Source organism: Thioalkalivibrio sp. ALJ3 (assembly GCF_000377205.1).
GTDB lineage: Bacteria > Pseudomonadota > Gammaproteobacteria > Ectothiorhodospirales > Ectothiorhodospiraceae > Thioalkalivibrio.
The window spans coordinates 17,366-36,260 of record NZ_KB897905.1; the positions used below are offsets into that span (position 1 = coordinate 17,366).

Here is an 18,895-nt window from a genome sequence, read left to right on the forward strand (position 1 = left end):
CTTTGAGCGGGGATGCGCGCGGGGGGACAGGGACATGCTCAACTGGATCGCCAACGGGGCTATCGTGCTGGGCGCAGCGGGCCTGATCTATGCCCAGTGGAACCTCGCTCGACTGTTGCGCGAGCTGCCGGAAAGCCGCGTGCGCACCGGCTGGCTGCTGATGTCTCTGCTGATCCCGGTATTCACCCTCGGTTATTTCGGCTTCATCCCGCTGAACTGGGGCATGTACCAGACCATCCCCGATCTGCTGGTGCCGATCATCTTCCTGCTGGGTGGCTGTTTCGTCTGCACTGTCGTGCGCCTTACCTATCACTCGGTGGAGAGCATTCGTCGGATCACCCGACTGGAACACGAGTCGATCACCGATCCCCTGACCGGGCTATTCAACCGTCGCCACATGAACCGCCGCCTGGATGAAGAGACCGCCCGCGCGCGCCGCTATGGGCAGTCGCTGTCGGTCGTCATGCTGGACATCGACCAGTTCAAGGGGATCAACGATCGCCTGGGACACCTGGCGGGTGATTACATCCTTCAGTCGATCGCCCTGCGCCTGCGACAGAATCTGCGCCGAGTGGACCTGGCGGCACGCTTTGGCGGCGAGGAGTTCGTGATCATCACGCCGCATACCGACCTGGACTCCGCGCTGCAACTGGCCGAAAAACTGCGCACCGAGATCGCCCAGACGCCCATCATACTCAAGGGTCACGAACATGTACCGCCCTGCGCACCCGACGAACTGTACATTACCGTCTCAGTCGGAGTCGCCAGCCTCGATATCGAGCCCGACTCCCGCGACAACGCGGATTTCCTGATCCAGCGGGCGGACGATGCCCTCTATCGTGCCAAGGCCGGCGGCCGCAATCGCTGCGAAGGCGGACCCAGTCGCGCCAGCCTGGCCGCGGCGATCTGACACTCCCACCAACGGACTGGCTTGAGGCGCTCCCGCGCGCGTGGGATGATCGCGGCCAGTTTCCGAGACAGAGCCTCCCATGACCGCCCAGCTCATCGACGGCCGCGCGATTGCCCAGACACATCGCGCCCGCATCGCCACCGAGATCGAATCCATGACCGCCCGCGACCTGCGTCCGCCGGGTCTGGCCGTGGTGCTGGTCGGGTCCGATCCGGCCTCCCAGGTCTATGTGCGCAACAAGCGCAAGGCCTGCGAGCAGGTGGGCGTGGTCTCGCACTCCTATGATCTGCCCTCGGGCACCCCGCAGACCGATCTGCTGGCCCTGATCGACCAGCTCAATGCCGACCGCACCATCGACGGCATCCTGGTGCAGCTCCCCCTGCCCAGCCATATCGATCCGGAGACGGTGATCGAGCGCATCTCGCCCGCCAAGGACGTCGACGGGTTCCACCCCTACAACGTCGGCCGGCTCGTCGCCCGGATCCCGCGCCTGCGCCCCTGTACCCCCTGGGGCGTGATCCAGCTGCTGCGCCACCTGGACGAACCGTTCAAGGGCCGCACCGCCTGCGTGATCGGCGCCTCCAATATCGTGGGCCGCCCGATGGCGCTGGAACTCCTGCTGGCCGGCGCGACCCCGACCATCTGCCACCGCTTCACGCCGGATACCGCGGGTATCGCGCGCCAGTCCGACATCCTGATCGCGGCGGCCGGCAAGCCGGGCCTGGTCAAGGGCGACTGGGTCAAGCCCGGGGCCACGGTAATCGACATCGGCATCAACCGCCGCGAAGACGGCACCCTGTGCGGTGATGTGGAGTTCGATGCGGCTGCGGAGAAGGCCGACTGGATTACACCGGTCCCCGGCGGGGTCGGTCCGATGACCGTGGCGATGCTGCTGGACAACACCCTGCGCGCCCGCGCCTTCGGCACCCACGAGGCGAGTTAAGGCACCCTCCGACTCGGCGCAGATTACTACACGTAGCGCGAGACTCGGGGCACCGCCTCCAGCAGGTGCCGGGTGTAGTCGGCGCGCGGATTGGCCAGCACCTCGGCGGTGGTGCCGATCTCCTCCATGCGGCCGTCGTGCATCACCAGCATGCGGTCGGAGAAATACTCGACCACGCCCATGTCGTGGGTGATGAAGATCAGCGCCAGACGGCGGTCGACCCGTAGCCGTCCGAGGATCTGCAGGACCTCCGCCTGCACCGAGACATCCAGCGCACTGGTCACCTCGTCGCAGATGATCACGTCCGGATCCAGCACCAGGGCCCGGGCGATGCCGATGCGCTGACGCTGGCCGCCCGAGAACTCGTGCGGATAGCGCCACAGCGTATCCGGCGGCAGAGCGACTTGGTCCAGGGTCGCCCGGGCACGTTCGATGCGATCTTCCTGGTCCTCCCCGATCCCGTGGACGGCCATCGGTTCGGTCAGCAGGGTCATCACGTTCAGGCGCGGGTTCAGTGATGAGGCCGGATCCTGGAATACCACCTGCAGGTGACGGCGCAGGCGCCGCAAAGGCTTGCGCGGCATCCCGGTCAGCGGCTGGTCACGATAGCGGATCTCGCCGCCGGTGGGCTCGATCAGACGCAGGATCGCGCGGCCGAGCGTGGTCTTGCCGCAGCCGGACTCCCCCACAACCGCCAGCACCTCGCCGTTTTCGAGCTGAAACGACACGCCGTCCACTGCACGCACGACATCCACCTGACGGCGCATCAGGCCCTTCAGCACCGGGAAGTGCACCTGCAGATCGCGCACGTCCAACAATGTCTCGCGCCCGGCCCCGGGCACTGAGGGCAATGCGGGCAGATTCTCCGGCAACGCCCCAATCAGCTTGCGCGTGTAGGCATCCTGTGGATCGCGTAACAAGGGATGACACTCGCCCTGCTCCACCAGCCGACCCTTGTGCATCACCGCCACGCGATCCGCCACCGAGGCGACCACGCCGAAGTCATGAGTGATCAGCAGCACGGCCATCCCGTTCTTCTCGCGCAGCTGATCGATCAGCTTCAGGATCTCGGCCTGGATGGTCACGTCCAGCGCGGTGGTCGGCTCGTCGGCAATCAGCAGATCCGGCTCCGCCACCAGCGCCATCGCGATCATCACGCGCTGGCGCTGGCCTCCCGAGAGTTTGTGCGGGTACTCATCGCGGCGCTGTTCCGGATTCGGGAGCTGGACCTCTCGCAGCACTTCAAGTACCCGGGCCTCGCGTTCGGCCGGGGTCATCTGCGGGCGGTGCAGGCGCAGCACCTCGTCGATCTGGTCACCGACAGTCAGCACAGGATTCAGCGAGGTCATCGGCTCCTGGAAAATCATGCCCACCCGGTCCCCGCGGACTTGCTGCATCACGCGGTCCGGCAGCCCCAGCAGTTCCTGCCGCGTGCCACGTCCGGCCAGCCAGACCTCGCCCGTGGAGGGCTCGAAGCCCCCATCCAGCAGCCGCATGATCGCCAGTGCGGTGATCGACTTGCCGGAGCCCGACTCGCCCACCAGCGCGAACAGCTCGCCTGCGCGGATTGAGAAGCTGATCTCCTCGACCAGTGGCGCCTCGCTGTCGCGATGTCGAATGCGGAGGTTGCGTACCTCGAGCATGGCCTAGCGCACCCCCCCGCTGGTGGCACCCGAGGCGGCCGGCCGGGCCGGCGCGGCATGGCTGGCCGCCTTCGCGGCCGAGCGCGAGTGCGGGTCAACCGCATCGCGCAGGGCCTCGCCAATCAGGTTGTAGGCGAACACGGTCAGGAAGATCGCGCCCCCCGGGAAGGCCGCCATCCACCAATTGAAGGTCGAACTCTGCACCGCCTGGTTCAGCATCTGCCCCCAGGAGGGCTCGTCCACCAGCCCCAGGCCCAGGAACGACAGCGTGGCCTCGGCGAGGATCGCGGAGGCCACGCCAAAGCTGGCCGCCACCAGGATCGGCGCGATCCCGTTGGGCAGCATATGGCGGAACAGGATCGAGGGCAGCGACAGCCCGGAGGCGATCGCCCCCTGCACGAAGTCCTGCTGGCGCAGGCGCAGGAACTCGGCGCGCACATAACGCGCATAGCCGGACCACGACGTCAGGCCGATGATCAGCATCATCAGGTACAGCGAGCGCCCGAAGAAGGCGACGAAGGTCAGTAGCAGGAACAGCGTCGGGATGGCCTCGAAGATCTCCACCAGGCGCATGCCGATGATGTCGATGATCCCCGAGAAATAGCCCATCAGCCCACCCAGGATCACGCCAATCCCGAGCGCGATCCCGGTGGCAATGAAACCGATGGACAGGGCGATGCGCGAGGCATGGATCATGCGCGAGAGCGCATCCGCGCCGTTGTCGTCGGTACCGAACCAGTGCACGCGGTCTGGGGCCTCGCGCGGGGCCTCGAGCCCGGTATCCGCATAGTCGCGCAGGTAGTCGCGCGGCGAATACGGGATCGGCGCGCGGATCACGGTCTGGTACTCGCCCTGCACCTCGGCCTCGCGGTACTGCTCGTAGATCACCAGCGAGGGGGGCGAGACCGTCTGCCAGGCCACCGCGCCCAGGATCGCACTCAACACCCCCCAGAGTACAAAGCGCCGCCAGGGCCGGCCGGGCAGCAGCCAGAACACGCCGGCCAGCACCAGCATCCCGAACAGCGTGACATCCGCCGCGGTCAGGTAGCGCAGAAACGGCATGGACCAGCCGTCCGCCGTCTGCACCAGCAGCGGATGCGAGCTGGCCAGCACGGGCGCCAGGATCGCCACCAGCGTCAGCAGCGCGATCCACCCAATCCCCAGCCGCGCCCCCCAGCGCAGCAGCACCTCGCCGACCACGCGGCGCGCCCAGGAGCGGCTGCGACGACCCTCGCCCTGCTGCGCCGACTCAGTCATAACTCACCCGCGGGTCGACAATGGCATAGGCCAGATCCGCCAGCAGATAGCCGATCAGGGTCAGCACGCCGGAGATCAGGGTGATCGACAGTACCAGCTCGCGGTCGCGGGTCTGCACCGCCTCCACCGCGAGCTTGCCCATCCCATCGATCGAGAAGATCGCCTCCACGATCACGGACCCGGCCAGCAGGGATGGCAACAAGGTCGCCGAGACGGTAATCAGCGGCAGCAGGCTGTTGCGGAACACATGCCGCCACAACACCTCGTGCTCGGGCACGCCCTTGGCACGCGCGGTGCGGGCATAGTCCGAGTTCAGGTTCTCCAGCACGGACGAACGCGAGAGTTTCGCCAGAAAGGCGAGCCCACCGTAAGACAGGCACAGAACCGGCAGCACCAGGTGCCAGGCGCGGTCGAGCAGAAAACCCGGGACCATGCTGCCAGGCGCCAGGCCCAGCGCCAGTGCGAGCCCCGCCCCCAGCCCCACCGTGCCAAGGTAGAAACCGCGCAGCACGCCCCAGTCGCTGTGCGCCATCAGCCAGCCCAGCACCAGGCCGATCCCCATGGCGACCGTCGTGCTGATCCAGCCAGCCGGGGCCAGGTCAGAGAACATCAGCCAGCCGCAGAAGGCCCCGATCGCCGCACCCAGTCCACCCCGGATCAGCGCGGGCAGATAGCGCGCCAGGTAAAGGCCCAGCGCCGCCCCCAGAAACGGCAGCACCAGCAGCAGCGGTATGGCCCAGGCCACCTCCACCGTAGGCAGGAAGGTCATATCCAGCGCCGCGCGCTGGCTCAGTCCTCCAGTCGGGAACCATTGCCAGAACTGGTCGGAGGCAAAAAAGCCAATCAGCAGGACCCCGGCCAGCATCGTCGGGACCGACCACAGGGCCAGCAATACGACGCCAGACTGGGAATCGAAGGCCTGTCCCTGCTGGGTGGCCGCCCGCACCCCGACGGCGACCGCAACGATGTAGATCAGCGGTATCGACAGCACATTCAACAGCAGGGTGATCGGCAGGCGTTCGGCAATCAGATCCGCCACCGGCCGACCAAAACGAAAACTGGTCCCGAGATTGGGGGCCTTCAGCTTTGGCCAGCCGGTGAGCGAGCCGTCTTCGTCCTGGGCAAAGCCCACTGGCGAGATATTGTTCAGCCAGCGCCCGTACTGCACCGGCGGCGGCTGGTCCAGACCATAGAGGCGGTTGTAGTACTCCTCCATCGCCTTTTGTGCCTGCGGCTCCAGCCCCTGCCCCTCGATCAGGGTCAGCGCACTGATGCCCCCGGGCGCCGCCGCCATCACGGCAAAGACCACGATCGTGATGCCGAACAGTGTCGGCACCATCAGCATCAGGCGGCGCAGGATGTAGGTCAGCATGGCGTGCGCGGGTTCTCTACGTTGGCCTCCCGGCTACTGCCCGTACCGCTGCTGGTCGAACGGGACGTAGATCTCCACCGGCACAAACCCGAGGTTCAGGCCAAGCGCCGTCTGCTCCAGGTTCTGGATGCGTCGGTCGATGAAGGCGAGGGTCTGGCGCCGCATCAGGAAGGTATACGGCTGATCCTCGACCAGGATCCGCTCGGCCTCGCGCCAGTGTTCCATGCGCTTGTCCTCGTCCACCTCGCCGCGCGCCGCCTCGATCACGGCATCCAGCTCGGGGTTTTCGTAGTTGATGAAGTTGTCACCGCCGGAAACCGTCTGGCTGGAGTGGAACATCTGGTAGATGTCCACCTCCACACCGCTGGTCCAACCCAGGGTAATGGCATCGAAGTCCTGGCGGCTGAGCTTCTCCAGCATCACGGACCACTCGGTCGGCTGAGGCCGCATATGAACCCCGGCGCGCGCGTACAGATCACGCAGGAACAGGGCGATGCGGCGGGTGTCCTCGTTGTCCTGGAAGTACACCAGGTCGAAGGAGAACGGCTCGCCGTCCTCGTTGATCAGCACTCCGTCGCGGTTCTTCTCGGAGTAGCCGGCCTCGGCCAGCAGCTCCAGCGCGCGTTCGACATCAAAGGGGATGTGCTCGAGCTCGGCATTGTGCTGGTCGCTGCGCGGGCTGAACGGGCTGATCGCGCGCTCGGCATAGCCCAGCATCACCTGTTCGATCAGGCGATCGACATCCGTCAGATAGCTCATCGCCCGGCGCACGCGCGGATCGGCAAAGCGCGTCGGCTCGCCATTGCGCTTCTGGTTCCAGCCGATGTACGAATAGCCCGCGGTCGGGCTCATGTATTCGTGGGTATCCGCGCGCTCGCGCAACGCCTCGTCATCGCGCAGCCGGGCATATTCGCGCGGCCGGGCCCCGTAGACGTCGATGTCGCGGTTGCGGAAGGTCGTCAGGCGCGCGCTGTCATTCTGGATCACACGCCAGACGAGCCGGTCGAACGAGGGTTCCACCGGCCCCCAGTAGCGCGGATTGCGCTCCAGTTCGATCCGCCCGGCATCCGGCGTCCAGCCGGTCGGGTCCTCGAGCCGGTAGGGGCCGGATCCCAGCAAGATCCCGCGCGACTCGTTGAAGGTCTCGGGTTCGTCGAGGTAGCGCTCGTAGAAATGCTTCGGCAGCACGTTCAGGCCACCGGCGACCCGCAGGGCGTCGAAGTACGGCTCCTCGAAGGTGAACACGACGGTGCGCTCGTCCACCGCCTCCACCTTCTCGACCTTCTCCAAGAACGCCCGCGCGCGCGGCACCGCGATTTCGTCGGTCATCAGGAAATTGAAGGTGAACTCGACGTCCTCCGCGGTGAGCGGCTCGCCGTCGGAGAACTGCAGTCCCGTGCGCAACTGGAAGGTCAACTCCTGGCCGGAGTCGTCGAAGTCCCAGGACGCGGCCAGCAGACCCTGCCACTCCAGTGTCTCCGGATGGCGCTGCACCAGCGACTCCAGCACGTAGTTCTGGACCTCGGAGGCATAGGCGTCGCTGGAGACGTAGGGCGTGATCGTCGCCAGCCCCGTACCGAAGGCCTGCACCAGCCAGTCGCCCTCCGCGTAGTCCTCGCGCGCCGCCGCGTCCGCCGCCCGTTCGAACGCCGAGGGCACCTCCGCGACCCGAGGCGCGCGTTCGCCGTCCCCAGTGGTAAAACGCCCCGAGGCCAGGTCGGACTCGAGACTCTGCAGGCTGCGGCGCAGTGCACGCAGGTCGCGTGCCTGCTCGGTCATCATGTTCTGCATGGACGCCATGCGCTGCCATTGACGATCCACCTGCACCATCACCAGCAACAGTAGAATGCCCAGCACGATCAGGGTGACGATCCAACCAAAATGACGACTCACAAGGCCTCCGCTCTCGAGTGGCACTGGCATCCGCGCTTCGACGGCTGGCCGACGCAGACCGCACTCTGCGCACTATAGCAATCCCTCCGGCCGCTCTCACCGGGTCGTTTCATTCCAGGGAAACACTGACCAGTGTAGGCACTCGCGTTGGTCCCCCAGGTTTGCCGAGACCAGGCGCGCCGTGTAGCCGGTAGTGTTCTCTACTCTACCCGCCCATTGTTATCAAAAACGGGCGCGCAGCGTTGCAGGTCCCTTGTACAAAATGACTGTACGGCAGTCACCGCGCCTTGTTCGCACGCAAAAGCGACGAAGCGGCGAGCGTGTACATTGGTCAGTGTTCCCCTAGCTGGCCCGACCCGCGGCACATCGGTATGATCCCGAGACAGTCGCGTCGGCACTGGGTTCCCGCCTGGTCCGGCCGCCACGGGGCGGTCCTTTTCGAGGGCGCCGACACGAACCAGATTCAAGGAGATTCACATGGGTTTTCTGAAGGGCAAGCGCGCGCTGATTGTCGGCGTGGCCAGTAACCGCTCCATCGCCTACGGCATTGCCTCGGCCATGCATCGCGAAGGCGCCGAGCTCGCGTTCACCTATCAGAACGAACGGTTGCGCGACCGCGTGGAAAAGCTGGTCGCCGATTTCGACTCCGACATCCTCGTGCCCTGCAACGTCGAGGACGACCGCGAAATCGAACAGGTCTTCGAACGTCTGGACGACTACTGGGATGGCGTCGACATCCTGGTGCACTCGGTCGCCTTCGCCCCGAAGGAGCAACTGGACGGCGACTTCCTCGACAACATGACCCGCGACGGCTTCCGCATCGCCCACGATGTCAGCTCCTACAGCCTGGCGGCCCTGGCCAAGGCCGGGCGCGGCATGATGAAGGACCGCGACGCCTCCATCCTGACCCTGAGCTACCTCGGCGCCGAACGCTCCATGCCGAACTACAACGTGATGGGTCTGGCCAAGGCCAGCCTCGAGGCCAATGTCCGCTATCTCGCCTACACCCTGGGCCCGGAGACCACTCGCGTGAATGCGATCTCCGCCGGTCCGATCCGCACGCTGGCCGCCTCGGGCATCGGCGAGTTCAAGCGCATCCTCGACCACGTCGAGGCCAACGCGCCGCTGCGCCGCAACGTGACGACCGAACAAGTCGGCAATGCCGGGGCCTTTCTCTGCTCCGACCTGGCCTCCGGCATCACCGGCGAGGTGATGTACGTCGACTCGGGCTACAACACCGTCGGCCTGGGCGCCGCCGAAATCGGGCTCGACAAGGACAGTTAAGGATACGCTGACTTAACTTCCCGCCCCCGCCGACTGGCAGGGCGCGAGCCCCACGAAAAAGGCCCGGCCCGCATTGGCGGTCCGGGCCTTTTTTGCGCTCGGCGGTGCAAACGGAGCCGCCCGGTGCGTACGACTAGTCCAGGTTCTCGGGATAACGCTTGATATCCGCCTCGGACTCCAGCCAGGCCAGATAGGCGCGGAACTCGGCAGATCCGTAGGCGTTACGCATCAGTTCGCGCGCCTGCTGACGCATGGCCGCATCCGCTTCCTGCTCGTCGAGTCGGACCTCGTGCAGGATCGCAACGGCAAAATCGCCATTACCCAGACGCGTACCGCTGATTTCGAACGCGTCCTCGCCCGGTACCGGCAGGCGGAACAGGTGCTGCTGGAGCCCGCCCGGCACGCCGTTATCGCCATCCACCGGCGAATCCCGGCGCACCTCGCGTTCCATCTGCCAGGCATCGTCGTCCTCGATGGCGTCCGCCCAGTCGTCGGTATCGCGCAGACGGGCCATCAATTCCTCGCCCGCTTCGCGGGCGGCATCGGCGGCCGCCTCGCGCCGCAGACGGTCACGGATCTCGTCCTCGACCTCGGCCAGCGGGCGCACCTCCGAGGGCTCGTGCTCGTCGATCCGCAGGATCACGGTCGAACCGTCATCCAGGTCGATGGCCTCGCTGTTGTGGCCATCTTCCAGCACGCGGGGATCGAAGGCTGCGTTACGGATCGAGCGATGCTGGGCGATATCGTCGCCACTGCCACGGGTGAACCAGTCGCTGGTCTGGATTTCCAGTCGGGTCGCCTCGGCCGCCGGCTCCAGACTGTCCGGGTATTCGGCGGCCTGGCCCATCAGATCATCCAGTGCATCGATCTGCATCTGTTCGGCGCTGCGGTCGCGCAGATCGCGTTCGACGTCGTCCCGTACATCCTCGAACGGCTGCGGCCGGGCCTCCTGGATGGAGGTCACCTCGAGGATGAACCAGCCACGGTCGGTACGCACGGGGCGACTGATCAGGCCCTCCGGCAGCGTGAAGATGATGGTTTCGAGCGTGCGATCCAGATCGCCCCGGGCAATCTCGCCCAGGCTGCCGCCCCGATCCGCACTGAGGCTGTCCTCGGAGTACTCTTCGGCCAGGTCGGCAAAGTCCTCGCCGTCTTCCAGACGATCGCGCAGTTCGTTGATCTTCGCCTCGCCTTCCTCACCGGTGTCCTGAATCCGGATCTGGCGCACCTCGCGCAGCTCCGGCTCTTCGTAGCGGCTGCGGTTGACCTCGTAGTGCTGGCGAATATCGTCCTCGGACACATCCACCGCGCCTTCCAGTGCCTCGGGGTCGAGTTGCAGATAGGCGATCCGCACCCGCTCCTCGGTGGTGAACTCGTCCTGATTGGCCTCGTAATAGGCCTCGATGGCCTCGTCGTCGACCACGTCCGGCTGGTCGAAATCATCGACCGGGAAAATGCGCCAGCTGGCCACGCGCGTCTGATTACGCAGCCGGCTGTAGTCATCCACCATCGCGTCCGACGGGAAACCGGTCGCCTGGATGCCACCCTGCAGTTGCGACAAAACGATTGATCGCCCGATGTCCCGTTCGAAGTCCGACGGACTCAGGCGCTGGGCGTTGAGCAGTTGAGCATAGCGTTCGCGGCTGAATTGGCCATCTTCGTGGAATACCTGCATCCCGCGAATCTCCCGCAGGATGCTGTCCCCACTGGCCTTGAAACCCGCCGAGTCGGCCGCCTGGCGGAGCAGTTCCTGACGGATCAGGGTCTCCAGCGCCTGCATGCGAATCCCTTCCTCGTCGAGCAGGTCATCCGGGATTTGCCCCCCGAACATGCGCGCCATCTGAGTACGCTGGGCGCGGGCCTCGTTGTGCACGTCGCGAACCTGGATCTCGGTTCCGTTGACCTCGGCCGCCACCCGCGGCGCGGCTCCGCCAAAATATTCCCCGAGACCCCAGACGGCGAAGGGGATGGTAATCAGGCCGATGATCACATAGGCGAGCCAGCCGCTCGCCCGGTCGCGAATTGCTTGCAGCATGGTGGTCTCTGCGTGCTCCGGGGTCGCCCCCGGCACCGGGTGCCGGAGATTTCAGAATCAACATCCGATGTTAGCAGGAGCGGCGGCCCAAGTCTGCGCCAGCCCTCGGGAAAAACCGGGAAATCAGGCGCGGCTCCGCCCGGCCAGCAACGCGTCCAGCCGGTCGAGATCCTCCGGGGTATCCACGCCCGGCGGGTGTGCCTCGCGACGGCGACCGACCTGGATCCAGGCGCCCATGGCCAGGGCCCGCAGCTGTTCCAGCTGTTCGAGCTGTTCCAGGGCGACGGGTGGTTCGGCACTCATGCGGCGCAGGAAACCAGCGCGATAAGCATAAACGCCCAGATGACGGGTCGCCTGATCCAGCGCCGGGGCGCGGCCTGCCCGATGGGCCTCGCGATCCCAGGGAATCGGGGCGCGCGAGAAATACAGGGCGCGCCCCGACGCATCGGTGACCAGTTTGACCTGGTTCGGGTCCGCCAGGTCCTCGGGGCGGCGGATGGGGACGCCGAAGGTCGCCATGTCCGCCCCCCGGGTATCGGCGAGCAGCCTGGCCAGATCATCCAGAAGCACCCCCGGGGTCAGCGGTTCGTCGCCCTGCAGATTGACCACGATGGATTCGTCGCCCCAGCCCTCGGCGGCGGCCACCGCCGCGATGCGATCGGTACCGGAGGGCAGATCGGCATCGGTGGCGAATGCCTCGACCCCGCACTGGCGCGCGACATCGAGGATGCGCTCGTCGTCGGCGGCAACAATCACCCGCGAGGCACGGCTCTCCTTTGCCCGGGCGATCACATGTGCGATCAGGGGTCGACCGGCGACGGCCGCCAGGGGTTTGCCCGGCAGGCGACTGGAGGCCATCCGGGCCGGGATCACGACATGGAAGGCGACCATGAAACGCTCAGGCGTCGCGCCAGCGTTCCTTTTCCTCATCCGACAGCACGCGGGCCTCGTCCTCCAGCATCACCGGGATTTCGTCGCGAATCGGATAGGCAAGACCAGCGGAAACCGAGATCAGTTCCTGGTTCTCGCGGTCGTATTTGAGCGGGCCCTTGGTCACCGGGCAGACGAGAATATCGAGCAGACGCTTGTCCATGTAATTCCCCAATAAGTGGTTGCGACGCGGTCAGATCAGCGCCTTCTTGATTCGGGCGACCGTTTCCAGACGGGCCAGCAAAGCCGACTCGAAGGCAGACGGCACGCGGGCCGCAATCGGCCAGTACCAGTGATTCTCCTGCGCGAACGTCCGGCATTTTACGGCATCCTTCTCGGTCATCAGAACCGGCAGACCGTCATCGAAGCGAATCTGGTGCGGACGAAAGCGGTGATGATCCGGAAACGGGTGCCGGATGATGTCGATGTCCGCCGCCTCGAGCATGCGGAAGAAACGCTCCGGGTCGGCAATGCCGGCCACCGCATGGGCATCGCGGCGAGCAAAGCGGTGCGGCTTGTAGCTCTCGCCCTGGCCGTCCACGCGCTGCAGGCGACTGGCTGGTACCAGATCCATCGCGAACTCGCCAGTGCCAGGCTCGCCACCGGTCACCAGCACGAAGTCTGCCCGCTCGCGCGCTGACTTTGGCTCGCGCAACGGCCCGGACGGCAGACACAGGCCATTCCCCAGCCGGCGCTTGCCGTCGATCATCAGGATGGTGATGTCACGCGGCAGCCGGTGATGCTGCATCCCGTCGTCGGCGATCACCACATCCACGCCCTGGTCCGTCAGCGCCCGAGCCCCGCGCACGCGATCGCGATCGACCTGTACCGGCACCCCGGTGCGCTGTGCGATCAGCAGGGGTTCGTCCCCGACCACCACCGGGTCGGACAGCGGTGTCACGCGAATCCCCGCGACGTCCCCGCGCCCGCCATAGCCCCGGCTGACGATCCCCGGCCGATACCCGGCATCCGCCAGCCGTTTTGCCAGCCAGATCGTCATCGGGGTCTTGCCGCTGCCACCCACCGTCAGATTGCCGACCACGATCACTGCCTTGGCCGGGATCGTAATGCCCCGCCGGGCCTGCTCCAGCCGATGGCGATTCCACTCCACCGCCCCGGCATAGGCCAGCGACAGCGGGTACATCGCCGCCGCGAACGGCCCGCGCTGACACCACTGATCCCAGATTCGGGCGCCCAGCCACGCCTTGAACCGGCCCATGACTACCAGTCCCAGACCTGCCGCAGCACGGCATCAAAGTTGGCATCCACCTGCCGACGTTCCTCCCAGAAACGCCGACGCGCCGCGTCACCCTGCTGGCGTCGGGAGGCGGGGTCGTCACGCAGGCGCTCCCAGGCCGCCAACACGGCGGAGGCCTCCCCCAGCACCGGGCATGGCACCTCGGCGGCCGGGATCTCTCCCAGACTTACGGCCGCGCCCCCGGCCAGTCCCTGCCAGAGGGCCTGACGGTCGGGCGCGGCCAGATGTACCGCATGCGCGGCGCTGGCCGCGGCCGCAAACCAGCGCCGGTCATCCAGATGGAGGATGGTCCCGGGCGCCAGCGCCGAGCGATCCCAGTCCGAGACCTGCAGCCCGGCCCCCGGGAGATCGCGCGCGGCCGCCGCCCCATCCCGACGGCTGGCCAGCAGAATATCGGTCGCCCCCATACCGGATGCTTCCCAGGCCCCACGCCATGCCGGCCACTGGTCGTCACGTCCATGCCACCACCACAGCCGCTGCACCTCCCCGCCCACCAGGGCGCGCAGGACCACATCCGCCTGAGCCTCGACAAAACGCGCCTGGGGATCGGCGACCGGCAGGACGTCGGCCACCGCACCCTCGGCCCAGCTCGTGGATGTGTTCAGCGGCCAGCACTGGTCCGCTGGCCGCGCGGGTTCCCACGTGGGGGCACGGGTATTGACCGCAACCATCGGGCACTGGGCCTGTGCCAGCAGGCTGCGCGGGGCATCGCCCCCGGCCAGTAGGATGCCATGAGGCTGGAAGCGTTCCAGGACACGGCGCACCACGCGCGGGCGATCACAGGGGCCATAGCCCACTCCGACCTTCCTGAACGGCTGCATATGGCGCTCGAACAGTTCGGGGTAGTCCTGCTCGAAGGTCAGCACGATGCGCACGTCCTGACGCTTGTCGCGCACGGCGCCCAGCAGCTCAATGCCCAGGCGTACATCCTCGGGGGTGCCGCCAGCCTTAATCCAGACCAGACGCCCGCGCTCGGCGGGCGGGCTCAAAAAGCCGCGGCGCGCCCGCGCCCGTACCCCGTTGCCCTGGCGATAGTCGCGCCAGACGGCACGCCAGACCGGCAGCGGGCGATCACCGTAGCCCGCTGCCTCATCCCCCATGCGCAGCCCCGGAGGCGGCATGTTCGCGCGGGCCCTCAGTCATCGTCGCCGCGCTCGCCCAGGGTCGCGATCGAGACCGAGGTAATGCCCAGGCGGCCGACCACGTCCAGCGCGCGCACCACCGACTGATGCGACGCATTGGCGTCGGCGCGGATCAGCACGGGGTCATCCTCGCGGCCCTCACGCGCCTCGGACAACACGCGCTCCAGGGTCTCGGCGCGACGGTTGACCAACTCCTGGCCGTTGACGAAGTAGTTGCCGTCGGCATCCACCACGATATCCAGCCAGGCCCGCTCGACCGCTTCGGCCTCGCGGTCGGCCGAGGGCAGGGTCAGTTCGATGTCCGCATGCTGATCGAAGGTGGTCGAGACCATGAAGAAGATCAGCAGCAGAAACACCACATCAATCAGCGGCGTCAGGTTGACGCCCGGCTCGTCATGGTGCGGCCTGCGAAAGTTCACGCGGTGACTCCGCCTTCCGGCGTGGCAGCGGTTGCGTCCCGCTCCCCGTGGATCACCTCGACCAGCTTGGTCGCCTCCTGCTCCATCTCCAGCACCAGTTCATCGATGCGGCCCCGGAAGTAGCGGTGGAAGGCCAGCGCCGGGATCGCCACACCGATGCCGGCGGCGGTGGTGATCAGGGCCTGGGAGATACCCCCGGCCAGATCGCGCGGACTGCCCACGCCGATCTCGGTGATCACGGTAAAAACCTCGATCATCCCGACCACGGTGCCGAGCAAACCCAGTAACGGGGTGATCATCGCGATGGTACCCAGCGTGTTCATGTAGCGCTCGAGTTCGTGAGCCACCCGACGGCCGGCCTCCTCGATGCTCTCCTGGGTAATCTGGCGCGCGCGGTCATGGGTGGCCAGGCCGGCGGCCAGCACAGCACCCAGCGGCGAACCGGCACGGATGCGCTGGATATCCTCCAGGGTCAGCCCCTGCATGCGCATCTGTTCCCAGATCGTGCCGAGCAGGCGTGGCGGGACCACGCGCGAACGCCGCAGCGTCCACAGGCGTTCCAGCACAATCGCCACCGCGAGTACGGAACACAGCAGGATCGGCAGCATCAGCCAGCCGCCTGCCTGTACGATCTCCAGCATTCGGTCTCTCCCTCTTGGCTCGTCGGGCCGGCGCGTCAGTCGCGCCGGAACACGGCCATGGATTCCACATGGGCGGTATGCGGGAACATGTCCATGATCCCGGCCCGCTCCAAGCGATAGCCATGATGATGCACCAGGCGCTCGGCGTCACGGGCGAGCGTGGCCGGGTTGCAGGAAACATAGACCATGCGCTCGATGCGCTGCGGCGCCAGGGCCTCGATCACCGCGGCCGCGCCGGTGCGCGGCGGGTCGAGCAGCACGCGGTCGTAGCGTTCGGCCAGCCAACTGGCGTTCTTCAAGGCTTCCACGTCATCCAGGTCGGCGCGTTCGTAGCGGGTATTGGCAATGCCCTGGTCGCGGGCATTGGCGCGCGCCCGTGCCAGCATCACGTCGTCCACCTCAACGCCCACCACTTCGCCGGCCTCCTCGTCGTCCGTTACGCTGCGCGCCAGCGGCAGGGTGAAATTGCCCAGCCCGCAGAACAGATCCAGCACCCGCTGGCCCGACTGCAGGTCCAGCGCGGCCAGCGCCTGCGGGACCATCTTGCGGTTGATGCCGGCATGCACCTGGATGAAGTCCGTCGGCATGAACGGGACCGACACGCCGTAATCCGGGTGGCGATAGACCAATGGCTCGATCGGCCCGGCCAGCGGTTCCACCGTCTCCGGGCCGCCAGGCTGCAGGTACACCTGAATGCCCTCGGCCTGCGCCCAGGCGGACAGGCGCGCGCTGTCCGCCTCCGACAACGGATCGAGGTTGCGGAAGATCAGTGCCACACGCTCGTCATCATCCACCGCCACCTCGATCTGCGGCAGACGGTCGCGCGCCTCAAGGCCGCCGATCAGCTCGCGCAGGGTCCGGATGCGCTGCCCCACCGCCGGGTGCAGCACCTCGCAATGGGTCATCTCGGCCAGATACGGGCTGCCGCGCTCGCGAAAGCCGACCAGCACCCCGCCCTTCTTCGGCACGTACTTCGCCCCCAGCCGCGCGGTGCGTCGGTAGCCGAGGGTCGTGTCGGTCAGCGGCTCGAAACGGGCCTCGGCAGTCACGTGGCCAATGCGCTCCAGGGCATCAAACAGGGCCTGCTCCTTGATCGCACGCTGGGTCTCGATCGACGCATGCTGCAGCTTGCAGCCGCCGCACAGGCCGAAGAACTCGCAGGGCGGTTCGACCCGGCCTGCGGCCGGCTCCAGCACCTCGACCACCTCGGCGCTATCGAAGCGGCGCTTGCGCCCGGTCTGCACGGCCACCACCCGCTCGCCCTTCAGCGCCCCGTGGATGAAGCAGGCCTTGCCATCGCGCCGGATCACGCCCTGGCCGTCCAGCGTGACCTCCTCGATCACAGCCTCGAATGGGGTCTTGTCGATGCGTGCCATCAGTCCGTGCGTCCGGCCGGCTGCCAGGCGCCGAGGAATTCCCGGTGGTGGGCCGCGCCGCTTACCTCCAGGTACTCGGCCAGCTGCTGCTGGCGGCTGGCCAGCGCGGCGTCGGTCAGGTTGCCGCGCATGAACTCGAAGCGCAGCCAGACCAGATAGGTGTTCAGCACGTCGTGCTCCACGTAGTCGTGGATCTCGCGGGCGCGGCCGTCGCGCCAGGCCGGCCAGACCTTGGAGCCATCCATGCCCAGCTTGCCGGGAAAGCCGAGCAGGCTCGCCATCATGTCGAGGCTGGTGACCGCACGGCCCTGGAACCCGGCCAGCACGTCCATCAGGTCCACATGGCGCCAGTGGAAGCGCGACAGGTAGTTGTTGTAGCGAAACTCGCGGTCGTCATCGCCCTGCTCCCAGTAGCGCGGCGCCTGCACGCCATTGACCAGCGCGCGGTAGTGCAGCACCGGCAGGTCGAAGCCGCCGCCGTTCCAGCTGACCAGCTGCGGCGTGCGCTTGTCGATCACGTCGAAGAACTGGCGCAGCAGCTCGGCCTCGGTCGGCGCCTGGCCGTCCTCGCCCTCACGCCCGAACGCGGAGAGCTTCAGCGCGTCGCCCCCCTGGTAGAGCACGCCGATGGAGACGATGCGGTGCAGCGGGTGTTTCAGGAACTCCGTGCCGGCCTGCGCGCGGCGCAGGGCGAACAGCGCCTCCGCCACCTCGTGATCGCTCAGGCCCTCGAAGTCGTGCAGGCGCCGGGCACCGTCGATGTCGGGGACGGTCTCGAGATCGAAGATCAGGATCGGGGCACTCATGCGGGAAACACGCCGGTGGAGATGTAGCGGTCGCCGCGGTCACAGATGATCGCGACGAAGGTGCCGCCCTCGGTCGCGGCCGCAAGCTTCAGGGCTGCGGCCACGGAACCACCGGACGAGACACCCGCGAAGATGCCCTCCTCGGCGGCCAGTCGGCGCATGGTGTCCTCGGCCTCCTCCTGCGTCACGTCCACGGTCTGGTCCACCCGCGAGGCCTCGAAGATGGTCGGCAGGTACGCCTCCGGCCAGCGCCGGATGCCGGGGATGGACGATCCTTCGGTGGGCTGCACGCCGACGATCTGCACGCTGGGGTCGCGCTCCTTCAGATAGCGCGACACGCCCATGATGGTGCCGGTGGTCCCCATAGCGGAAACAAAATGGGTCACCGTGCCCTCGGTGTCGCGCCAGATCTCCGGGCCGGTGCCGATGTAGTGGGCCTCGGGGTTGTCCGGATTGCCAAACTGGTTCAGCACCCGGCCCTTGCCCTCGGCCTCCATCCGGTCGGCCAGATCACGCGCGCCCTCCATGCTCTCCTCGCGCGAGACCAGCACCAGCTCGGCGCCAAAGGCCTTCATCGAGGCGCGGCGCTCGGCGGACATGTTGTCCGGCATCACCAGGATCATGCGATAGCCCTTCATCGCCGCGACCATCGCCAGCGCGATACCGGTATTGCCGCTGGTTGCCTCGATCAGCGTATCGCCGGGCTGGATGTCGCCGCGGCGCTCGGCCGCCTGGATCATGTTCAGCGCGGGCCGGTCCTTGACCGAACCGGCGGGATTGTTGCCCTCGAGCTTCACCAGCACGGTGGACGGCAGATCCGCCGCCATGCGCTGCAGGCGCACCAGCGGCGTGTTGCCGACAAAGTGCTCGAGGGTCGGGAAGGATTCGGGATGCAGGCGTTTCTTCATGCGCGCAGAGTATAACGACCGGGCCCCGTCCCTGCCCACGCATGCCGCTGCAGGCTCCGGAGCCGCCGCCACGCCTTT

General features: G+C 66.9%; 17 protein-coding genes. 3 read left to right on the forward strand and 14 right to left on the reverse strand.

Features of this window, described 5'->3' with window-relative positions; translation table 11 throughout:
• Positions 1-34 precede the first annotated feature (34 nt).
• Both C935_RS0100095 and folD read left to right on the forward strand, forming a co-directional pair.
• Positions 35-910 (forward strand): GGDEF domain-containing protein, encoded by an 876-nt coding sequence (locus C935_RS0100095; protein WP_018860487.1) that lies wholly within the window; start codon positions 35-37, stop codon positions 908-910.
• A gap of 79 nt (positions 911-989) precedes the next feature.
• The gene (folD, locus tag C935_RS0100100; RefSeq protein ID WP_018860488.1) at positions 990-1,853 is read left to right on the forward strand and encodes a bifunctional methylenetetrahydrofolate dehydrogenase/methenyltetrahydrofolate cyclohydrolase FolD; all 864 of its coding nucleotides are present in this window, start codon (positions 990-992) and stop codon (positions 1,851-1,853) included.
• Between the two features lie 26 nt (positions 1,854-1,879).
• Here the strand turns inward: folD and C935_RS0100105 are convergent, their stop codons facing one another.
• The 4 genes from C935_RS0100105 to C935_RS0100120 are packed head-to-tail and all read right to left on the reverse strand — an operon-like array spanning position 1,880 to position 8,018.
• Positions 1,880-3,496, reverse strand: a complete 1,617-nt coding sequence (locus C935_RS0100105) for an ABC transporter ATP-binding protein (protein WP_018860489.1) — start codon at positions 3,494-3,496, stop codon at positions 1,880-1,882.
• A 3-nt stretch (positions 3,497-3,499) separates the two neighbouring features.
• The gene (locus C935_RS0100110; protein WP_018860490.1) at positions 3,500-4,753 is read right to left on the reverse strand and encodes an ABC transporter permease; all 1,254 of its coding nucleotides are present in this window, start codon (positions 4,751-4,753) and stop codon (positions 3,500-3,502) included.
• Complete coding sequence (locus C935_RS0100115) at positions 4,746-6,125, reverse strand: ABC transporter permease (RefSeq protein WP_018860491.1); 1,380 nt, start codon at positions 6,123-6,125, stop codon at positions 4,746-4,748. The genes C935_RS0100110 and C935_RS0100115 overlap by 8 nt, the downstream gene beginning before the upstream one ends.
• Before the next feature lie 33 nt (positions 6,126-6,158).
• Positions 6,159-8,018, reverse strand: a complete 1,860-nt coding sequence (locus tag C935_RS0100120) for a peptide-binding protein (protein WP_018860492.1) — start codon at positions 8,016-8,018, stop codon at positions 6,159-6,161.
• 477 nt (positions 8,019-8,495) lie between these two features.
• Between C935_RS0100120 and C935_RS0100125 the strand changes: the two genes are divergently transcribed.
• On the forward strand, positions 8,496-9,302 hold the full coding sequence (locus tag C935_RS0100125; protein ID WP_018138759.1) for an enoyl-ACP reductase: 807 nt from the start codon (positions 8,496-8,498) through the stop codon (positions 9,300-9,302).
• Between the two features lie 133 nt (positions 9,303-9,435).
• Here C935_RS0100125 and C935_RS0100130 read toward each other — a convergent pair whose 3' ends face one another.
• The 10 genes from C935_RS0100130 to cysM form a co-directional block, all read right to left on the reverse strand.
• Positions 9,436-11,337, reverse strand: a complete 1,902-nt coding sequence (locus tag C935_RS0100130) for a SurA N-terminal domain-containing protein (protein ID WP_018860493.1) — start codon at positions 11,335-11,337, stop codon at positions 9,436-9,438.
• 123 nt (positions 11,338-11,460) lie between these two features.
• Positions 11,461-12,228: a 3-deoxy-manno-octulosonate cytidylyltransferase gene (kdsB, locus tag C935_RS0100135; RefSeq protein ID WP_018860494.1), complete on the reverse strand. Its 768-nt coding sequence runs from the start codon at positions 12,226-12,228 to the stop codon at positions 11,461-11,463.
• Between the two features lie 7 nt (positions 12,229-12,235).
• The gene (locus C935_RS0100140; RefSeq protein ID WP_018860495.1) at positions 12,236-12,430 is read right to left on the reverse strand and encodes a Trm112 family protein; all 195 of its coding nucleotides are present in this window, start codon (positions 12,428-12,430) and stop codon (positions 12,236-12,238) included.
• 30 nt (positions 12,431-12,460) lie between these two features.
• Positions 12,461-13,486 (reverse strand): tetraacyldisaccharide 4'-kinase, encoded by a 1,026-nt coding sequence (gene lpxK / locus C935_RS0100145; RefSeq protein ID WP_018860496.1) that lies wholly within the window; start codon positions 13,484-13,486, stop codon positions 12,461-12,463.
• Positions 13,487-13,488: 2 nt separating this feature from the next.
• Positions 13,489-14,625 carry a glycosyltransferase N-terminal domain-containing protein gene (locus tag C935_RS0100150; RefSeq protein WP_018860497.1) on the reverse strand — a complete coding sequence of 379 codons (1,137 nt, stop codon included), beginning with the start codon at positions 14,623-14,625 and terminating at the stop codon, positions 13,489-13,491.
• Between the two features lie 35 nt (positions 14,626-14,660).
• A complete protein-coding gene (locus C935_RS0100155) occupies positions 14,661-15,086 on the reverse strand; it encodes a biopolymer transporter ExbD (protein WP_018860498.1) in 426 nt (141 codons plus the stop codon).
• Positions 15,083-15,727, reverse strand: coding sequence for a MotA/TolQ/ExbB proton channel family protein (locus C935_RS0100160; RefSeq protein ID WP_018860499.1), 645 nt, complete (start codon positions 15,725-15,727; stop codon positions 15,083-15,085). Before C935_RS0100160 ends, C935_RS0100155 begins: the two co-directional genes overlap by 4 nt.
• A gap of 35 nt (positions 15,728-15,762) precedes the next feature.
• Positions 15,763-17,103, reverse strand: a complete 1,341-nt coding sequence (gene rlmD / locus C935_RS0100165) for a 23S rRNA (uracil(1939)-C(5))-methyltransferase RlmD (RefSeq protein ID WP_018860500.1) — start codon at positions 17,101-17,103, stop codon at positions 15,763-15,765.
• Entirely contained in the window at positions 17,103-17,909 is an 807-nt protein-coding gene (locus C935_RS0100170; protein ID WP_018860501.1) for a 3'-5' exonuclease, read from the reverse strand. The genes rlmD and C935_RS0100170 overlap by 1 nt, the downstream gene beginning before the upstream one ends.
• A complete protein-coding gene (gene cysM, locus C935_RS0100175) occupies positions 17,906-18,817 on the reverse strand; it encodes a cysteine synthase CysM (RefSeq protein WP_018860502.1) in 912 nt (303 codons plus the stop codon). The genes C935_RS0100170 and cysM overlap by 4 nt, the downstream gene beginning before the upstream one ends.
• Positions 18,818-18,895: the final 78 nt, after the last annotated feature.

Excerpts from the sequence above, each read along its gene's own strand:
- C935_RS0100115 (WP_018860491.1), bottom strand. The coding sequence starts at position 6,125 with ATGCTGACCTACATCCTGCGCCGCCTGATGCTGATGGTGCCGACACTG.
- cysM (WP_018860502.1), bottom strand. The coding sequence starts at position 18,817 with ATGAAGAAACGCCTGCATCCCGAATCCTTCCCGACCCTCGAGCACTTT.
- C935_RS0100160 (WP_018860499.1), bottom strand. The coding sequence starts at position 15,727 with ATGCTGGAGATCGTACAGGCAGGCGGCTGGCTGATGCTGCCGATCCTG.
- C935_RS0100095 (WP_018860487.1), top strand. The coding sequence starts at position 35 with ATGCTCAACTGGATCGCCAACGGGGCTATCGTGCTGGGCGCAGCGGGC.
- C935_RS0100110 (WP_018860490.1), bottom strand. The coding sequence starts at position 4,753 with ATGACTGAGTCGGCGCAGCAGGGCGAGGGTCGTCGCAGCCGCTCCTGG.
- rlmD (WP_018860500.1), bottom strand. The coding sequence starts at position 17,103 with ATGGCACGCATCGACAAGACCCCATTCGAGGCTGTGATCGAGGAGGTC.
- lpxK (WP_018860496.1), bottom strand. The coding sequence starts at position 13,486 with ATGGGCCGGTTCAAGGCGTGGCTGGGCGCCCGAATCTGGGATCAGTGG.
- C935_RS0100105 (WP_018860489.1), bottom strand. The coding sequence starts at position 3,496 with ATGCTCGAGGTACGCAACCTCCGCATTCGACATCGCGACAGCGAGGCG.
- C935_RS0100130 (WP_018860493.1), bottom strand. The coding sequence starts at position 11,337 with ATGCTGCAAGCAATTCGCGACCGGGCGAGCGGCTGGCTCGCCTATGTG.
- kdsB (WP_018860494.1), bottom strand. The coding sequence starts at position 12,228 with ATGGTCGCCTTCCATGTCGTGATCCCGGCCCGGATGGCCTCCAGTCGC.
- folD (WP_018860488.1), top strand. The coding sequence starts at position 990 with ATGACCGCCCAGCTCATCGACGGCCGCGCGATTGCCCAGACACATCGC.
- C935_RS0100150 (WP_018860497.1), bottom strand. The coding sequence starts at position 14,625 with ATGGGGGATGAGGCAGCGGGCTACGGTGATCGCCCGCTGCCGGTCTGG.
- C935_RS0100125 (WP_018138759.1), top strand. The coding sequence starts at position 8,496 with ATGGGTTTTCTGAAGGGCAAGCGCGCGCTGATTGTCGGCGTGGCCAGT.
- C935_RS0100170 (WP_018860501.1), bottom strand. The coding sequence starts at position 17,909 with ATGAGTGCCCCGATCCTGATCTTCGATCTCGAGACCGTCCCCGACATC.
- C935_RS0100140 (WP_018860495.1), bottom strand. The coding sequence starts at position 12,430 with ATGGACAAGCGTCTGCTCGATATTCTCGTCTGCCCGGTGACCAAGGGC.